13 protein-coding genes are annotated in these 15,493 nt (G+C 70.7%); 5 read left to right on the top strand and 8 right to left on the bottom strand.

Annotation, left to right across the window (positions count from 1 at the left end):
• Position 1: 1 nt before the first annotated feature.
• Positions 2-1,462, bottom strand: a complete 1,461-nt coding sequence (locus tag H4Q84_RS20485) for a PucR family transcriptional regulator (RefSeq protein WP_248580915.1) — start codon at positions 1,460-1,462, stop codon at positions 2-4.
• 84 nt (positions 1,463-1,546) lie between these two features.
• Between H4Q84_RS20485 and gabT the strand changes: the two genes are divergently transcribed.
• From gabT to H4Q84_RS20465, 4 genes are read left to right on the top strand one after another with little or no spacing between them, the layout of a single operon-like run.
• Positions 1,547-2,884: a 4-aminobutyrate--2-oxoglutarate transaminase gene (gene gabT, locus H4Q84_RS20480; protein WP_248580914.1), complete on the top strand. Its 1,338-nt coding sequence runs from the start codon at positions 1,547-1,549 to the stop codon at positions 2,882-2,884.
• A complete protein-coding gene (locus H4Q84_RS20475; RefSeq protein WP_248580913.1) occupies positions 2,884-4,149 on the top strand; it encodes a Glu/Leu/Phe/Val dehydrogenase in 1,266 nt (421 codons plus the stop codon). The genes gabT and H4Q84_RS20475 overlap by 1 nt, the downstream gene beginning before the upstream one ends.
• Positions 4,146-5,510 (top strand): NAD-dependent succinate-semialdehyde dehydrogenase, encoded by a 1,365-nt coding sequence (locus H4Q84_RS20470; protein ID WP_248580912.1) that lies wholly within the window; start codon positions 4,146-4,148, stop codon positions 5,508-5,510. The genes H4Q84_RS20475 and H4Q84_RS20470 overlap by 4 nt, the downstream gene beginning before the upstream one ends.
• Positions 5,507-6,781 (top strand): NAD(P)/FAD-dependent oxidoreductase, encoded by a 1,275-nt coding sequence (locus H4Q84_RS20465; RefSeq protein WP_248580911.1) that lies wholly within the window; start codon positions 5,507-5,509, stop codon positions 6,779-6,781. The genes H4Q84_RS20470 and H4Q84_RS20465 overlap by 4 nt, the downstream gene beginning before the upstream one ends.
• On the opposite strand, the gene H4Q84_RS20460 is transcribed toward H4Q84_RS20465, so the two are convergent.
• Entirely contained in the window at positions 6,759-7,091 is a 333-nt protein-coding gene (locus H4Q84_RS20460) for a multidrug efflux SMR transporter (protein ID WP_248580910.1), read from the bottom strand. The genes H4Q84_RS20465 and H4Q84_RS20460 overlap by 23 nt on opposite strands.
• A gap of 63 nt (positions 7,092-7,154) precedes the next feature.
• On the opposite strand from H4Q84_RS20460, the gene H4Q84_RS20455 reads away from it, so the two are divergent.
• Complete coding sequence (locus H4Q84_RS20455; protein ID WP_248580909.1) at positions 7,155-7,718, top strand: TetR family transcriptional regulator; 564 nt, start codon at positions 7,155-7,157, stop codon at positions 7,716-7,718.
• 5 nt (positions 7,719-7,723) lie between these two features.
• Here H4Q84_RS20455 and H4Q84_RS20450 read toward each other — a convergent pair whose 3' ends face one another.
• Genes H4Q84_RS20450 through H4Q84_RS20425 form a run of 6 tightly spaced genes read right to left on the bottom strand, consistent with a single transcriptional unit; the run spans position 7,724 to position 15,461 of the window.
• Positions 7,724-9,142 carry a gamma-aminobutyraldehyde dehydrogenase gene (locus H4Q84_RS20450; RefSeq protein ID WP_248580908.1) on the bottom strand — a complete coding sequence of 473 codons (1,419 nt, stop codon included), beginning with the start codon at positions 9,140-9,142 and terminating at the stop codon, positions 7,724-7,726.
• Entirely contained in the window at positions 9,139-10,497 is a 1,359-nt protein-coding gene (locus tag H4Q84_RS20445; RefSeq protein ID WP_248580907.1) for an NAD(P)/FAD-dependent oxidoreductase, read from the bottom strand. The genes H4Q84_RS20450 and H4Q84_RS20445 overlap by 4 nt, the downstream gene beginning before the upstream one ends.
• Complete coding sequence (locus tag H4Q84_RS20440; RefSeq protein WP_248580906.1) at positions 10,494-11,429, bottom strand: nitrilase-related carbon-nitrogen hydrolase; 936 nt, start codon at positions 11,427-11,429, stop codon at positions 10,494-10,496. The genes H4Q84_RS20445 and H4Q84_RS20440 overlap by 4 nt, the downstream gene beginning before the upstream one ends.
• Positions 11,426-12,460 carry an agmatine deiminase family protein gene (locus tag H4Q84_RS20435; RefSeq protein WP_248580905.1) on the bottom strand — a complete coding sequence of 345 codons (1,035 nt, stop codon included), beginning with the start codon at positions 12,458-12,460 and terminating at the stop codon, positions 11,426-11,428. Before H4Q84_RS20435 ends, H4Q84_RS20440 begins: the two co-directional genes overlap by 4 nt.
• A complete protein-coding gene (locus H4Q84_RS20430) occupies positions 12,457-14,088 on the bottom strand; it encodes an amidohydrolase (RefSeq protein ID WP_248580904.1) in 1,632 nt (543 codons plus the stop codon). The genes H4Q84_RS20435 and H4Q84_RS20430 overlap by 4 nt, the downstream gene beginning before the upstream one ends.
• Positions 14,085-15,461: an APC family permease gene (locus H4Q84_RS20425; protein ID WP_248580903.1), complete on the bottom strand. Its 1,377-nt coding sequence runs from the start codon at positions 15,459-15,461 to the stop codon at positions 14,085-14,087. Before H4Q84_RS20425 ends, H4Q84_RS20430 begins: the two co-directional genes overlap by 4 nt.
• Positions 15,462-15,493: the final 32 nt, after the last annotated feature.

Raw genomic sequence — 15,493 nt, 5'->3', positions numbered from 1 at the left:
CTCAGCTACTGAGCCGCACCTGAAGTGCCAGCCAGGCCGACGCCCGGGTGGCCGGGTCGTCGAGGGATCGCCCCACCACGGCCTCGATGGCCGCCAGGCGGTTCCGCACGGTGTTGCGGTGTACGTCGAGGTCCTTGGCCACCCGCAACCGCGAGCCGTGGTTGCGTACGAACGACGCCAGGGTCTGCACTTGCTCGTCGTCGAGCCCGGCCAGGAACGAGCGGCTGAACGCGTCGGCTGCCGGTGGATCGAGCAGAGCCATTGGCCCGCTGCGGACCAGGTGCTCCCAGTGCACGACCGGTGCGAGCGGCGTAGCCTGCTCGAGCGCCAGGGCAGCGGTGCGATGTGCATCGGCGACGTCGGCCAGCTCGACCGGCCCACTGACTCCGACTCGAAGCCCTCCCAGACCGGAGGCATGACGAGCGACCTCGGCCGGCGAGGCGGACAGCCACAGCTGCCCGTCCACCACCGCCGCCAGGAGTCCAGCTTCCTCGAGTGGGCCGAGGGCGTCCTCGACGGCATCCTCGGAGCCGGCTGCATGGACCGCTTGCAGTCGCGACGGCAGGGAAGGCACGTCGGCAGCGGCAGCAAGGAGCAGCGCGCTCGCCACGTCACCCCGAGCGAGGAGCGAAAGCGCCCGCTCCACCAGTCGGCGCCGCGCCGCGATGCGACCGCGGTCCTGCTCCGCGGCCAGGGCGAGGAGCGCGACCGCGGTGGTGACCGCGCTTCGTCTGCTCTCGGAGAGCCGACCATCGACGGCCGCGGCCAGATAGTGCGCCGGCCTGCCGGTGAGCCCGATGGGCACGATGACCAGCGAGGCCTCGCGCGTGCCCACGTTTGCCGACGCATGGCGCCCTTGTGGTCGCAACCTCACCAGCTCGTCGCGGACGGCCTCGAGATCGAGCAGGTGTTGACGCGGGCCCGATGACGGCTCGGCCACGCGTCCGTCGAACGTGAGTAGACAGGCGGCTCCATCGAGGAGCTCGGCGAGACGGCGGACCAGCGAGCGTCTCGCATCGGGGCGAACCGCCGCCGCCGTGAGCTGGCGCTGCATGGCGAGCGCGGCACGCGCCTCGGCCTGTTCCCGCTTCTGCAGCAGCTCCGCCGCACTGCGGCTCACTGCGACGAAGGGCGTCTCCCGGGGGACCTCGAGCAGATTCAGGCCGTGCTGCTCGCAGGCCCGCACGAGCGCGGCCGGCACCCGCCGATGAGTGAGCCCGGTGCCGAAGCCGAGTGCCGCTACCTCAGCCTCCACCAGTCGTCGGACGTACCCGTCCCACTCCCGTCGCCACTCCTTCGTCGCCAGCCCGGTCGTCAGGATCAGCTCGCCACCCTCGAGGAAGGGCGCCGGGTCGGGGAGCTCGCTCGTCGCGACCCAGCGGAGCTCCGCCTCCGGTGTCGGGAAGCTCACCGCCCGCAGTGCGAGCGAGGGGTCGTCGCACAGATCCGCAATGTCGACCATGATGGCAGTTTCGCACCTTTGTGGATTTCACGTTGTGCAGTCTCGCCATCGCACTCGACGAGTGCCGGACCTAGCGTGGAGGACATGACGAACCAGTACACCGGTGGCCCGGCACTCCTCCAGGAACGCCGCGTAGTCACCGAGATCCCCGGACCCGAGTCGTGTGCGCTGCACGCTCGTAAGAACGCCGCCGTCGCGCAGGGCGTCGGCACGACCCTGCCGGTCTACACCGTCGCCGCCGGCGGTGGCGTCATCGTGGACGTCGATGGCAACTCCTTCATCGACTTCGGCTCCGGCATCGCGGTGACGACGGTGGGCAACAGCGCACCCCTGGTTGCTGCGGCTGTGTCCGAGCAGGTGCAGGCCTTCACCCACACCTGCTTCATGATCACTCCGTACGACGCATACGTTCGCGTCGCCGAGGCCCTCAACCGGATCACCCCGGGCACCCACGAGAAGCGCAGCGTGCTGTTCAACTCCGGGGCCGAGGCGGTCGAGAACGCGGTGAAGATCGCCCGCACGTACACGAAGCGGCAGGCGATCGCCGTCTTCGACCACGCGTACCACGGCCGCACGAACCTCACGATGGCGATGACGTCGAAGAACATGCCGTACAAGAGCGGCTTCGGGCCTTTCGCGTCGGAGGTCTACCGCGCTCCCCTGTCCTACCCGTTCCGTGACGTCGGCATCGACGGCCCTGCGGCAGCCAGGCGTGCGATCGACGTCCTCGAGAAGCAGGTCGGTGCCGAGAACCTGGCCGCCGTCGTCATCGAGCCGATCCAGGGAGAGGGCGGGTTCATCGTCCCCGCCGACGGCTTCCTCCCCACGCTGCTGGAATGGTGCCGCGCGAACGGCGTCGTCTTCGTTGCCGATGAGGTGCAGACCGGCTTCGCCCGCACCGGCGCGATGTTCGCGTGCGACCACGAGGGCGTCGTACCCGACCTCATCGTGACCGCCAAGGGCATCGCCGGCGGACTGCCCCTCTCCGCGGTCACCGGACGTGCGGAGATGATGGACGCCCCCCACGTGGGCGGCCTCGGCGGCACGTACGGCGGCAACCCGATCGCCTGCGCCGCAGCGCTCGCCGTCATCGAGACCATCGACCGGGACGGCCTCGTCGAGCGTGCCCGCGCCATCGGCACGACGATGCTCGAACGGCTCCTGTCCTTCGCCGACCCCCGGATCGGTGACGTCCGCGGCCGGGGAGCGATGGTCGCCATCGAGCTCGTGAAGCCCGGCACCGACGAGCCCGACGCGGATCTCACCCGCGCGGTCGCCGCCGCCGCGCACCAGCAGGGCCTCGTGGTCCTGACCTGCGGCACCTACGGCAACGTGCTCCGGTTCCTGCCCCCGCTCTCCATGCCTGACCACCTCCTGGCCGAAGGCCTCGACCTCCTAGAGCAGATCTTCAAGGACGCCTGATGACAAGCACCCTCCAGCCCGCGGTCACCGCCCGTGGGCCGCTGGACGACGCCCGCACGCAGCTGCGTGAGGCGACCACGATCCTCGGGTACGACGAGGGTCTCTACTCCATGCTCGCCACACCGCGCCGCGAGGTGACCGTGAGCATCCCGCTACGCCGCGACAACGGTGACACCGAGCTCTTGATCGGTCACCGGGTCCAGCACAACTTCTCTCGCGGGCCGGCCAAGGGCGGGCTGCGCTACTCGCCCGACGTGAACCTCGACGAGGTACGCGCGCTGGCGATGTGGATGACCTGGAAGTGCGCGCTCCTCGACGTGCCGTACGGCGGTGCGAAGGGGGGCGTGCGGATCGACCCTCGCAACTACTCCTCCGCCGAGCTCGAGCGCGTCACCCGCCGCTACACCAGCGAGATCAGCCCGCTCATCGGTCCGGAGCGCGACATCCCGGCGCCGGACATCGGCACCGACGAGAACACGATGGCGTGGCTGATGGACACCTACTCCGTCCAGCAGGGGCACACCGTGCTCGGAGTGGCGACCGGCAAGCCGGTGAGCCTCGGCGGCTCCCTCGGGCGCGCCACGGCCACCTCACGCGGTGTCGTGCACGTGGCACTGGCCGCTCTGAGGTCGCGCGGCATCGACCCGGTCGGCGCGACGGCCGCGGTGCAGGGATTCGGCAAGGTCGGCAGCTACGCCGCGCGCTTCCTCGCCGAGGCCGGCGTCCGGGTGGTCGCCGTTTCGGACCAGTACGGCGCGATCGGCTCGCACGCCGGCCTGGACATCCCGTCGGTCGAGGAGCACGTCGACACGCACGGCTCGGTCGTCGGCTTCCCGGCCGGCGAGGAGGTCGATGACCTGCTCACCCTCGACGTCGACCTGCTCGTGCCCGCCGCCATCGAAGGCGTCGTGCACGCGGGGAACGCTGAGCAGGTCCGCGCCCAGGTCATCGTGGAAGGTGCGAACGGCCCGACCACCCCGGAGGCGGACACGATCCTGCAGAGCCGGGGCCGGCTCGTGGTGCCGGACATCCTGGCGAACGCCGGCGGCGTGATCGTGTCGTACTTCGAGTGGGTGCAGGCCAACCAGGCGTACTGGTGGTCTGCCGACGAGGTCGAGGCCCGACTCGCCGACCGCATGACGACCGCCTGGGACCGCGTGACCGAGCACGCAGCTCGGCTCGACCTCCCCCTGCGCACTGCGGCCACCTGCCTGGCCGTCGAGCGCGTTGCCCAAGCCCATCTCCTGAGAGGTCTCTACCCATGACCGTCACCGCCACCCGGACCTTCGAGGTCCGCAACCCTGCCACCACCGAGGTCATCGCCCAGGTCCCGAACGCGACATCGGCCGATGCTGTCGCCGCCGTCGACGCCGCCGCCGCGGCGTTCCCGGCCTGGGCCGCGACCGCACCTCGTGCCCGTGCCGAGATCCTGCGCCGTGCCTACGAGCTGATCGTCGCCGACACCGAGCGGCTCACGGCGCTCATCACGTCGGAGAACGGGAAGTCGCTCGAGGACGCGCGGGCCGAGGTCGGCTACGCCGCGGAGTTCTTCCGCTGGTTCTCCGAGGAGGCTGTCCGCACCGAGGGCGAGTACGGCGTCTCCCCCGCCGGCGGCACGCGGTCGGTCGTGACGCACAAGCCGGTCGGCGTCGCTGCGCTGGTGACCCCGTGGAACTTCCCGGCAGCGATGGCCACCCGCAAGATCGCCCCGGCGCTGGCCGCAGGCTGCACGGTGGTCCTCAAGCCGGCTGCCGAGACTCCCCTCACCGCACTCGCGATCAGCGAGCTGCTCACGAAGGCGGGCGTCCCCGAGGGCGTCGTGGGCGTCGTCCCCACGACCGACGCCGCCGACGTCGTCTCCACCTGGCTGGCGGACGACCGGGTGCGCAAGCTCTCGTTCACCGGGTCGACCGGCGTCGGACAAGTGCTGCTCCGGCAGGCGGCCGACCGCGTGCTCAACACGAGCATGGAGCTGGGCGGCAACGCACCCTTCGTGGTCACTGCCGATGCCGACATCGAGGCGGCCGTGGCTGGGGCGATGATCGCGAAGTTCCGCAACGCCGGCCAGGCCTGCACCGCTGCCAACCGGTTCTTCGTGCACGAGTCGGTCGCCGACGACTTCGTCGCCCGGTTCGGGGCTGCCGTCGAGAGCCTGGAGGTCGCGCCGCTCATCAGCGCGAAGGCCGTCGATAACGTCGCGGCCCTGGTCGACGAGGCGGTGGCCGCCGGTGCCCGCGTGACCCACCGAGGAACCAGCGGCTCCGGCGGCTGGTTCTACCCGGCGACCCTCTTGGTCGACGTACACCCGGGCATGCGGATCGCGCGCGAGGAGATCTTCGGACCGGTGGTCTCGGTGATCACCTGGCACGACGAGCAGACGCTGCTCGCGCAGGCCAACGACTCGGAGTACGGCCTGGCCGCGTACGTGTACGCCGGGAGGCTCCAGGACGCGTTGCACATCGCGGAGTCCCTCGACGCCGGCATGGTCGGGGTCAACCGCGGCGTCGTGTCCGACCCGTCCACGCCCTTCGGCGGCGTGAAGCAGAGCGGGATCGGTCGCGAAGGAGCACGTGCGGGGATCCGCGAGTACCAGGAGACGCAGTACTTCAGCGTGGACTGGTCATGACGAAGCGAGTCGTGGTGGTCGGCGGAGGGTACGCCGGCCTGACCGCAGCCCGTCGGCTGCTCCGGCGCGGCTGCGACGTCACCGTGGTCAACCCGCACGGCTACATGACCTACCAGCCCCTCCTGCCCGAGACCGCCGCCGGGACCGTGCAGGCCGCACACGTCGTGGTCCCGCTCAGGTCGGCGCTTCCGGGCGCGCGGGTGCTCACCGGCTCCCTGGTCTCCCTGGACACCGAGTCTCGGGTCGCGACCTGCTCGACGCCCGACGGCACCACCCAAGGCCTGGCGTACGACGAGCTGGTGCTTGCTCTCGGCTCGGTCACGCGGACGTTCCCGGTGCCCGGGCTCTCGGAGCACGCCGTGGGCTTTCGCACCGTCGAGGAGGCGCTGCATCTCGGTAGCCGGATCCTGTCGCGGCTGGAGCTCGCAGCGTCGACCACTGGCTCCGAGGCCCGCGAGCGCGCGCTGACGTTCGTCTTCGTCGGTGGAGGGTACGCCGGCGTGGAGGCCCTGGCCGAGCTCGAGGACATGGTGCGCCGGGTGATCTTCCGCTACCAGGGACTCTCCATGGCAGACACCCGCTGGGTGCTGGTCGAGGCAGCTCCGCGCATCCTGGGCCAGCTGCCGGAGCGGCTCGCGACGTACACGACCGCCAACCTGCAGGACCGCGGTGTCGAGATCCGGACCGGCATCTCCGTGGCCTCGCTGGCCGAAGGGCGCGCCGTTCTCAGCGACGGCACGGTCATCGCCACCGACACCGTCGTGTGGACAGCCGGCGTCGTCGCGAACCCGCTGCTCCGAGCCCTCGGAGTCCCGTGCGACGCGGCCGGTCGCGTCATCACCGACGAGAACCTCCGTGTCTGCGACGGCGTCTGGGCGATCGGCGACTGCGCCGCGGTGCCCGACCTTGTGACCGGCGGGTTGTGCGCGCCGACCGCCCAGCATGCCGTCCGGCAGGCCGTGCGGCTGACCGGCAACCTGACCGGCCGCGTCCGTCCCTACCGCCACAAGGACGCCGGCGCCGTCGCGTCGCTGGGCCTGCGCAAGGGCGTCGCCGAGCTGTACGGCATACCGGTGCGGGGCCGGCTCGCGTGGCTGGTGCACCGGCTCTACCACGGCTCGCGACTGCCGTGCTCCCGGCGAAGGCTCCTGGTGAATTTGGTGTGGCTGCTGGGCTCCCGAGGCCACGACCCGGTCGCGGTCACCGCCCTCGAGTCACCGCGCTCCCCGCTGCGCGACGCCGTGGAGGCTAGTGCGCGCCCTGCAGGTTGAGCAGGACCACGCCGAGGACGATCATCGACAGGGCAGCGACCTTCACCGCGTCCAGGGACTCGCCGAGCCACAGGACGCCGACGACAGCGATGGCAGCGGTGCCGACGCCCGACCACACGGCGTACGCCGTCGAGACCGGCAGGTCCTCGACCACGAGCGCCAGCAGCCAGATGGACAGCGCGTAGCCGCCGATCACAAGGCCGCTCCACATCGGGTTGCGGAAGCCCTCGGCGCGGGGCAGGGCGGCGGTGGCGGCAACCTCTGCAGCGATCGCTGCTGTCAGGAGCCCGAAGGCGGCGTACATGATCATCGTCCTCTCCGCGGTATGTAGCAGTCGCTACACTGTAAATGTAGCACATGCTACAGTTCGGACGTGGCCAAGGACCCCGTACGCCGAGAGGTGTGGACCGTCGAGGCGACGAACTACACCTTGGGCCACGGCCTGATCGGGCTGAGCCTCAGACCCCTGGCCACAGCGCTCGGCACCAGCGACCGCATGCTGCTCTATCACTTCGGCACCAAGGACAACCTCGTCGCCGCTGTCCTGCGTGAGTCGAACGACCGCGCCGTCGCTGGCATCGCGGCACTCGCACCGTCGGCCGACCTGCGCGCGGCCGTGCACGATCTCTGGTCGGTGGTGAACTCGCCCGAGCTCGAGTCGTGCACGCGTCTGTACGTCGAGGCAGCTGCGCTCGGCCTGCTGGGCCGCGAGCCGTATGCCTCTGTCGTGCGTGAGGCCAACGAGCACTGGCTGCGGTCCTTCGTCACGCACCTGACGAGGTCAGGGGTCGCCCGCCCACTGGCGAACCGGGTCGCGACCGTCATCGACGCGGCGTTCCTCGGCTTCCAGCTCGACGCGCCGCTCGACGTCGGGACCACCGCCCGGAAGCGGGCGGTGGTCGACCTGGCCGACGCCGTAGCGGCGCTGGGCCGCTGAGGGCTTCAGCCGTGCGAGTGCATCACGTGCTTCACCCGTGTGTAGTCCTCCAGGCCGTACCGGGAGAGGTCCTTGCCGTAGCCGCTCTGCTTGAAGCCGCCGTGCGGCATCTCGGCCACCAGCGGAATGTGGGTGTTGACCCACACGCACCCGAAGTCGAGATCGACCGAGCAGCGATGGGCGGTGCCGTGGTCGGAGGTCCAGACGCTCGAGGCCAGGCCAAGGTCGACATCGTTGGCCAGCTCGATCGCCTCGCTCTCCGATCCGAAGGTCTGCAGGGTCACCACGGGACCGAAGGTCTCCTGCTGCACGATCGCGTCCTGCTGGCGTACGCCTGACACCACGGTCGGCGCATAGAAGTAGCCTTCGGTGCCCATCCGGTGCCCACCCGTGAGCACGGTCGCGTGCTCCGGCAGTGACTCCACGACGGCGGACACATGCGCGAGCTGGTTGGCGTTGTTGAGCGGACCGTACAGCGCCTCCTCGTCCGACGGCGGACCGGTGCGCACCTGCGAGACGGCTTCCACCAGGAGGGTCTGGAACCGATCGGCGGCCCCGTCCTGCACCAGCACCCGGGTCGCGGCCGTGCAGTCCTGGCCGCCGTTGAAGAAGGCGGCCATGACGATCCCCTCCACGGCTGCCGGGAGGTCCGCGTCCGCGAACACGATCGCCGGCGCCTTTCCACCGAGCTCGAGGTGGACCCGTGTCACGTGGTCGGCCGCTGCCACGGCCACCTGCTTGCCTGCGGCCGTCGACCCGGTGATCGAGACCATCGCCGCGTCCGGGTGCGATACCACGAGCCGCCCGGTGTCCCGGTCCCCGCACACCACGTTGAGGACACCTGGGGGAAGCACGCCGAGAGCGATCTCGCCCAACAGTGACGCCGTGACCGGGGTCGTGTCCGACGGCTTGAGGACGACCGTGTTGCCCGCCGCGAGGGCCGGCGCGATCTTCCAGATGGCCATCATGAACGGGTAGTTCCACGGGGCCACCTGGCCGACCACCCCGACCGGCTCACGACGCACGTAGGACGTGTGCCCGGCCAGGTACTCGCCTGCCGAGGCTCCTTCGAGCGTCCTGGCCGCGCCGGCGAAGAAGCGCAGGTGGTCGATGCCGACCGCGATCTCCTCGGAACGCGCGAGCGCGACCGGCTTGCCGGTGTTCTCGACCTCGGCCGCGACCAGCTCCTCGGAACGCGCCGCCAGCGCGTCCGCAAGGGCAAGCAGCGCATGCTGCCGCTCGGCCGGCGTCGTACGCCGCCAGACGCGGAAGGCTCGCGTGGCGGCGGCGTACGCGGCATCCACGTCGGGCGCGCCGGAGAGCGCGGCCATGTCGTAGGACTTGCCGGTCGAGGGGTCGACGACGTCGCTGACCCTGCCGTCGTGCGCCGCGCGAAGCTCGCCGTCGATGATGTTCTTGATCATGATGCTGCTCCTGGTGTGAGGACTCGCTGGGCGAGCTCGGTGCCGACGCGGACGGCGCCGTCGACGTGCTGGAAGCCGAGGCCGGACACGTCGCTCGTGCCGAACTCGATCGGCCCGACCGGCTGACGAAGCACCCGGCCGTACCGCGTGAGTCCACCGACGTCGAAGCTGGTGCCGTAGGCGCCGCCGGTCAGCTCCTGGTGCTGCCAGTCGCTCTCGACGTACGTCGTGGGGCTGCGGGCGGCATCACCGAAGTACGCCGTCAGCGAGGCCAGCACCTGCTCACGGCGCTCCTCGACCCCGAGGGTGCCGAGCCGGTCCGCGGCCTCGTCGGAGACGAAGCCGACCAGATGCCCCACCGTGGAGCCAGCTGGTGTGTTGTCGTAGACCTCGTGCACGACCTGGTAGGGACCGAAGCCGGTGCCACTGAGCCCCTCCTCCCGCCAGAACGGTGTGGGGTACTCCGCCTGCACCTTGATCACCAGCCCGAAGGACTGGTGCTCGCGGGCGTGTCGGTGCTCGGCGGGCAGCTCCGGGGTGAACCGGATCCGACGCACCAGTGGCGGCGGCACGGCCACGATCACGCGACGTGCGCGCAGCCGCTCGTGCTTCACGACCACGGTCGCGCCCTCGTCGTCGTACTCGACCGCCGTGACGTCCTGCGAGAGCCGCACCCGGTCACCGAGCCGGCGGGTCAGCTCGTGCGCGACCGAGGCCAGTCCGCCCTCGACCCGCCGGTCGAGGATGAAGTCGGCGTCGACGAGGTGCAGGAACGACCCGGCGCTGGCCGCCATCAACAGCGCCTGCAGGGCCGAGAACGACCAGGCGGGCTTGGTGAGCATGGCCGGGCCGATGAAGAGCGCGATGTTGTCACGCGCCTCGACATCGTCGCACTCCTCCTCGAGCCACTGCTGGAACGTCATGTGATCGAGCCGCTCGGCCTCCGGGTGGTCCCAGGGGCGGTCGGGGTCGATCTCGGCGGTGAGGTCGTCGAGGGTCTTGGTGAGCCGTTCGATGGCAGCCGCCGTGTCCGGGCCGACGGGCAGGTCCTCGCCGGTGAAGCGCCGCACCGCACCGTCGCCGGCGACGTACAGCGACTCGCCCTCGCGAAAGCGCGGGTAGGTCTCCAGGCCCAGCTCGTCGAGGAGCCCCACGAGGGCGTCCTGGTCGGGTGAGACCCACTGGCCCCCGATCTCGAAGAGGGATCCGTCGTGCTCCTCGCTGCGCAGCCGCCCGCCGACGCGCTCACGCGCCTCGAGCACCACGACGTCCTGTCCGGCCTCGGCCAGGCGCCAGGCCGCCACCAGGCCGGTGACTCCTCCGCCGACGATGACGGTGTCATGGGTGGACATCATTTGGTCTCCTTCTCGACGAGGCACCCGTAGGTGTCCGGACGTCGCGTTTGCAGGAATGGGAAGAGGTCGAGCCAGTCACGCCGCTGCGCCAGGTCGAGGGTCGCCACCAGCACGGCGACGCCCGCGCGCCCAGCCTGGGCGAGGACACGGCCGTACGGGTCGCTGATGAAGGACGAGCCGTAGAACTCGACGAGTCCCTCGTTGCCCCAGCGGTTGGGAACCACCATGAAGAGCCCATTGGCGATGCCGTTGCCCACGATCACGCTCTGCCACAGCGGCTGGGTGTCGAAGTCGGGGTGGTCCGGTTCGGAGCCGATCGCCGTCGGGTAGGCAAGGATCTCCGCGTCGGCGAGCGAGTACGCCCGCGCCAGCTCCGGGAACCACTGGTCCCAGGTCGGCAGACCGACGCGAGGCGCTCCGGGCAGGTCGACGGCGTGGACCGGGTACGGCGAGCCGGCGGGACCCGGCCGGAAGTACTGGTCCTCGTAGTAGCCCGCTGTCACCGGGATGTGCAGCTTGCGCGTGCGAGCCACGATGCTCCCGTCTGGGGCGACGAGGATGGCGGTGTTGAAGCCGAGTCCGTCGTCGGCCTCCGCCTTCTCGTAGAGGGACGCGTGCACGAAGACTCCGTGCGCGGCAGCCGCCGCCGCGGCGAAGGTGTACGTCGGACCGTCCGCAAGCGGCTCGGCGATGTCGGCCGGCGCCCCCTCGGGCATGGTGTCCGCCGGGTAGCGCGACAGGGTGAGCTCCGGAAGGAACACGATCGACGCACCGGCCCCGGCCGCGGTTGCGATGCCCTCGGCCAGGGTGGCGAGGTGCTCCTCGGGTTCGGCGGCCCAGTGCATCTGGACCAGAGCCACGGTCACCTGTCGGTCGTCCGTCTCGCCGACACGGGACAGGGACGGCTGGGCGGGTGGGGCAATGAGTTTCATGAGGTTTCCTTGGGCAGTGCGGGTTGCTGTTGGGTGATGCAGTGGATGCCGCCGCCGCGGGCGAACAGCGGCCGGGCATCGAGCTGGACGACGGTGCGTCCGGGATACGCGTCGGCGAGCAGCTCGCGGGCCTCGTCGTCGGCCGGGTCGTCGAAGGCGCACGCGATGACGGCGCCGTTGGCCACGTAGTGGTTCACGTAGCTGTAGTCGACCCAACCCTTCGAGTCGCGGAGCACGGTGGGGGCCGGCAGCGCGACGACCTCGAGCGGCTTGCCGTCGGCGTCGGTCTCGTCGCGAAGGAGCGCACCGAGCTCGCGGCTGACAAGGGCATCCGGGTGCGCCTGGTCGCGCTGCTCGTGCAGGAGGATCCGGCCGCGGGAGCTGAAGGTGGCGACGATGTCGACGTGTCCGCGGGTGCCGTAGCGCTCGCTGTCCCGGGTGAGGCCGCGCGTCAGCCAGATCACCTTGCGTGCGCCGACCGTCCGGACCAGCTCGGCCTCGACCTGCTCGCGGCTCCAGCCGGGGTTGCGCCCGGGGTCGAGCTGGACCGTCTCGGTCACCAGGAAGGTGCCCGCCCCGTCGGTCTGGATGCCCCCGCCCTCGTTGACCATCGGCGAGTCGATGCGGTGCGCTCCGCTCGCCTCCATGGCGACCAGACTGGCCACCGCGTCGTACTCCCAGGTGGCCCAGTCCTGAGCCCCCCAGCCGTTGAAGACCCAGTTGACGGCGCCTAGGCCGTCCGGGCCGAGCACGAACGTGGGTCCGATGTCCCGGTACCACGCGTCGTCGAGTGCAGCTTCGTGGAGCACTACCGCCGCGGAGAGCCGGCGCCGGGCCTCACCGATCTCCGACGGTGGCACCAGCATGTGGAGGGGCTCGTACTCGGCCACGGCATTCGCCGCCGAGGCCCAGGTCAGCCGGGCCTCCTCGGCCTCCGCGGGCGTGTCGCCGAGGGTGTAGCTGCCGGACGGCCAGGCCATCCAGGTGCGGTCGTGCGTGTCGGTCTCGGCCGGCATCGTCCAGGTCGTCATGAAGCGTACTTCCGTTCTCCGCCGACCCAGGTCTCCAGCACGGCGACGTCTGCGAGCTTGGCCGAGTCGACGGTGTGCGGGTCCTGGTCCAGGACGACCATGTCGGCGAGCTTGCCCACGGTGATCGAGCCCCGGTCGTGCTCGCAGAAGTTGGCCACGGCGCTGCCCATCGTGTAGCCGCGCACGGCGTCGGCGACCGAGACGGCCTCCTCCGGCTGCCACGCGTCGCCACCCGCCAGGGGCGAGCGGGTCACCGCGCTGTAGATGCCGACCATGGGCTCCATCTCGGCGACGTTCCAGTCACTGGAGAACGCGAGCGTCGCGCCGTGCTCCTGCAACGACCGCAGCGGCCAGGCCTGATGCCAGCGGCGCTCCCCCACCGCCTCGGCCCACGCGTGCCCCGGCCCGGCCAGGTCTGGGCTGGCGTGTCGCGGCTGCATGCAGGCCACCACGCCAAGCTCGGCGAACCGCGGCAGGTCGTCGTGCCGGAGGCACTCGACGTGCACGATCTGGTGGCGCGCGTCGCGCGGTCCGTTAACCAGACGAGCGTGCTCGACGGCGTCCAGCACCGTGGTGATGCCTCGGTCGCCGGTCGCGTGCACGAACAGTTGGAAGCCGTCGCGGTCCAGGTCTGCCACCAGGTCGGCGAAGTCCGTCGGCTCGTAGTACGTCGCCCCGCGATGACCCGGCTCGTTGGCGTAGTCCTCGTGCAGCGCTGCGGTGTGCGGCTCGACCACGTCGTCGATGTAGAGCTTGAGCGGCCCGACCCGCAGCCGATCGTCGTCGTACGCCGAGGCGAGACGGGCGAACTCCCTGCGCTCCTCCGGCGTCGTGGTCGGCGGATGGAACATCGCCAGCACCACGCGCGGGTCGAGCCGACCCTCGGCACGGGCGCGCTCGAACAGCGCGATGTCGTCGGGCGAGTTCTGAGGCTCGACGACGGTCGTGATGCCGCAGGCGACAGTGTGGTCGAGACTCGTCAGGAGGCGGGAGTACTGCCGATCGGTGCTCGCCCACGGCAGCCGGCGGTCGCGCAGTGCTCGCACGCCCGCACGCGAGAGTCCCTTGACCGCGAAGTCGGTGATGAAGCCTGTGGGCACCCCTTCGGCGTCCAGCTCAGCGGTGCCGAAGGGCTGGTCCGCGTCGTCGATCCCGAGTCCCGTCAGACCCAGGGTGTTCAGCCATAGGGTGTGCACGTCGTAGCTGAACACCACGACGGGACGGTCGGGAATGATCGCGTCGAGCTGCTGGCGGGTCGGGTGTGCGCCGTTCTCCAGGCCGACATAGGCATAGCCCTCGGCCTCCACCCAGCCGACGCCGGGGTGTGCGCGGTCCCAGTCCCGCAGACGCGCCGCGACGGCCTCGACCGAGTCGGCACCGGCGAGCTGCACACACTCGCGATCCGAGCCGAGGCGGACGTGGTTGTGGGCGTCGACGAACCCCGGGAGAAGGGTGCGCCCATCGAGGCGTACGACGTCGGCGGCACCGGTCACCCAGGCTGGCGCCTCCGCGGCGTAGCCGACCCAGACGATGCGGCCGTCACGGACGGCGACCGTGTCGGCGTGCGGCTGGGCCGGGTCGACCGTGTGCACGTTGCCGCCGGTCAGGACGAGGTCAGCGGTGGTCACCTGTCCTCCCTCGCGTCAACGAGGAAGCGGGTGTCGCGGCGTGGCCGGAGATACAGCACCTCGTAGGCGAGCGCGGCGACGACGACGCCGGCGGTGATGCCCAGGTCGAGCGCGGCCGACTGGGCGAGCGCGTAGGTGAGCGCGACGATGACCACCACCGGGGCGAGCGGCCACAGCGGCATCTTCCAGCCCGCATGGGGAGTACGACGGACGGCGAGCGCCCCGAACGCGAGCAGCAGGTAGACCGCCGCGACCATCACCGCCGTGACCCCCAGCAGCGACTCGATGTCGACGAGGTAGGCCAGCACGGCGCCCGGGATCGCAACCGAGAGAGTCGCGACGACGGGTGTGTTGAATCGCGGGTGGAGCTTGGTCAGTGCGGCGTTGACCACTGCTGGCCAGGCCTGGTCCCGGCCCGAGGCGTACAGCACGCGGCCGTTCTGGAGCACCATCACGATCACGGCGTTGAGGATCGCGAGTGCGATGCCCACGCTCACCGCGGCGGCGACCCTCGGACCGGCCCAGCTCTCCACGAAGTCGGGAAAGGTGAGGACGCCGAGGTCCTCGAGCGATCCAGCACCCACCACGACGGCGGCGGTCGGGACGATGATCACCAGCGCAGCGATGAACAGCGAGCCGAACACGGCACGCGCCACGTCGCGCCTGGGCTCCAGCATCTCCTCCGCGAGGTAGGACGCCGTGCCGAAGCCGTTGACGACGAACATCGCGATCGCGAGGCCGGACACCAAGATGCCGAGCGTGAACGGCGAGAGGGCGCCGTCGGTGAGCGCCTGCGGGTGGACCAGCGTGCTGACCGAGCGCTCGGAGTGGGAGAAGCCGAGGAAGGCGACTACGCCCGCGGTCAGGGTCTCCAGGGCCAGGAAGCAGCTGGTCACGAGCGCGTTCGCACGCACGTCTAGCACCGCGGTGCACGTGGCGAGCAGCATCACGACCGCTCCGGTGATGGACCGGTCGAGGTCGACGATGGAGCTCAGGTAGTCGGCAGTGCCGAGGGCGATGACCGGCGGGATGACCACGAGGAGCGCCGCGGTCAAGGCGAACGTCAGCCAGCCGAAGGTGCGACCGATCGTGTGGGTGACCATCGCGTACTCGCCACCGGAGCTCGGCGTCCGAGTGCCCAGCTCGGCGTAGCAGGCGCCGACCGCGATCGAGACGACCAGGCCGAGGACCAGCGCGATCACCACTCCGGAGCCCTGGGTTGCCAGGAGCTCGGGAACGATGATGAACAGGCTCGACGCCGGAGTGATGCACGAGATCGTCAGCAGGATCGCGGCGGTCACCCCGAGGACCGGCGTCAGCCGCACCGGGGCGGTCGTCAACGCGGCGGCCGCGTCATCGTCCGCGGCGGACACGGTCATGGATTCTGGTCGCATTTAAAAGCCTT

It is taken from the genome of Nocardioides sp. InS609-2, assembly GCF_023208195.1.
Taxonomy (GTDB): domain Bacteria; phylum Actinomycetota; class Actinomycetes; order Propionibacteriales; family Nocardioidaceae; genus Nocardioides.
The sequence above is the reverse complement of the archived record's forward strand: the minus strand, read 5'-3'. Positions and strand labels throughout refer to the sequence as shown.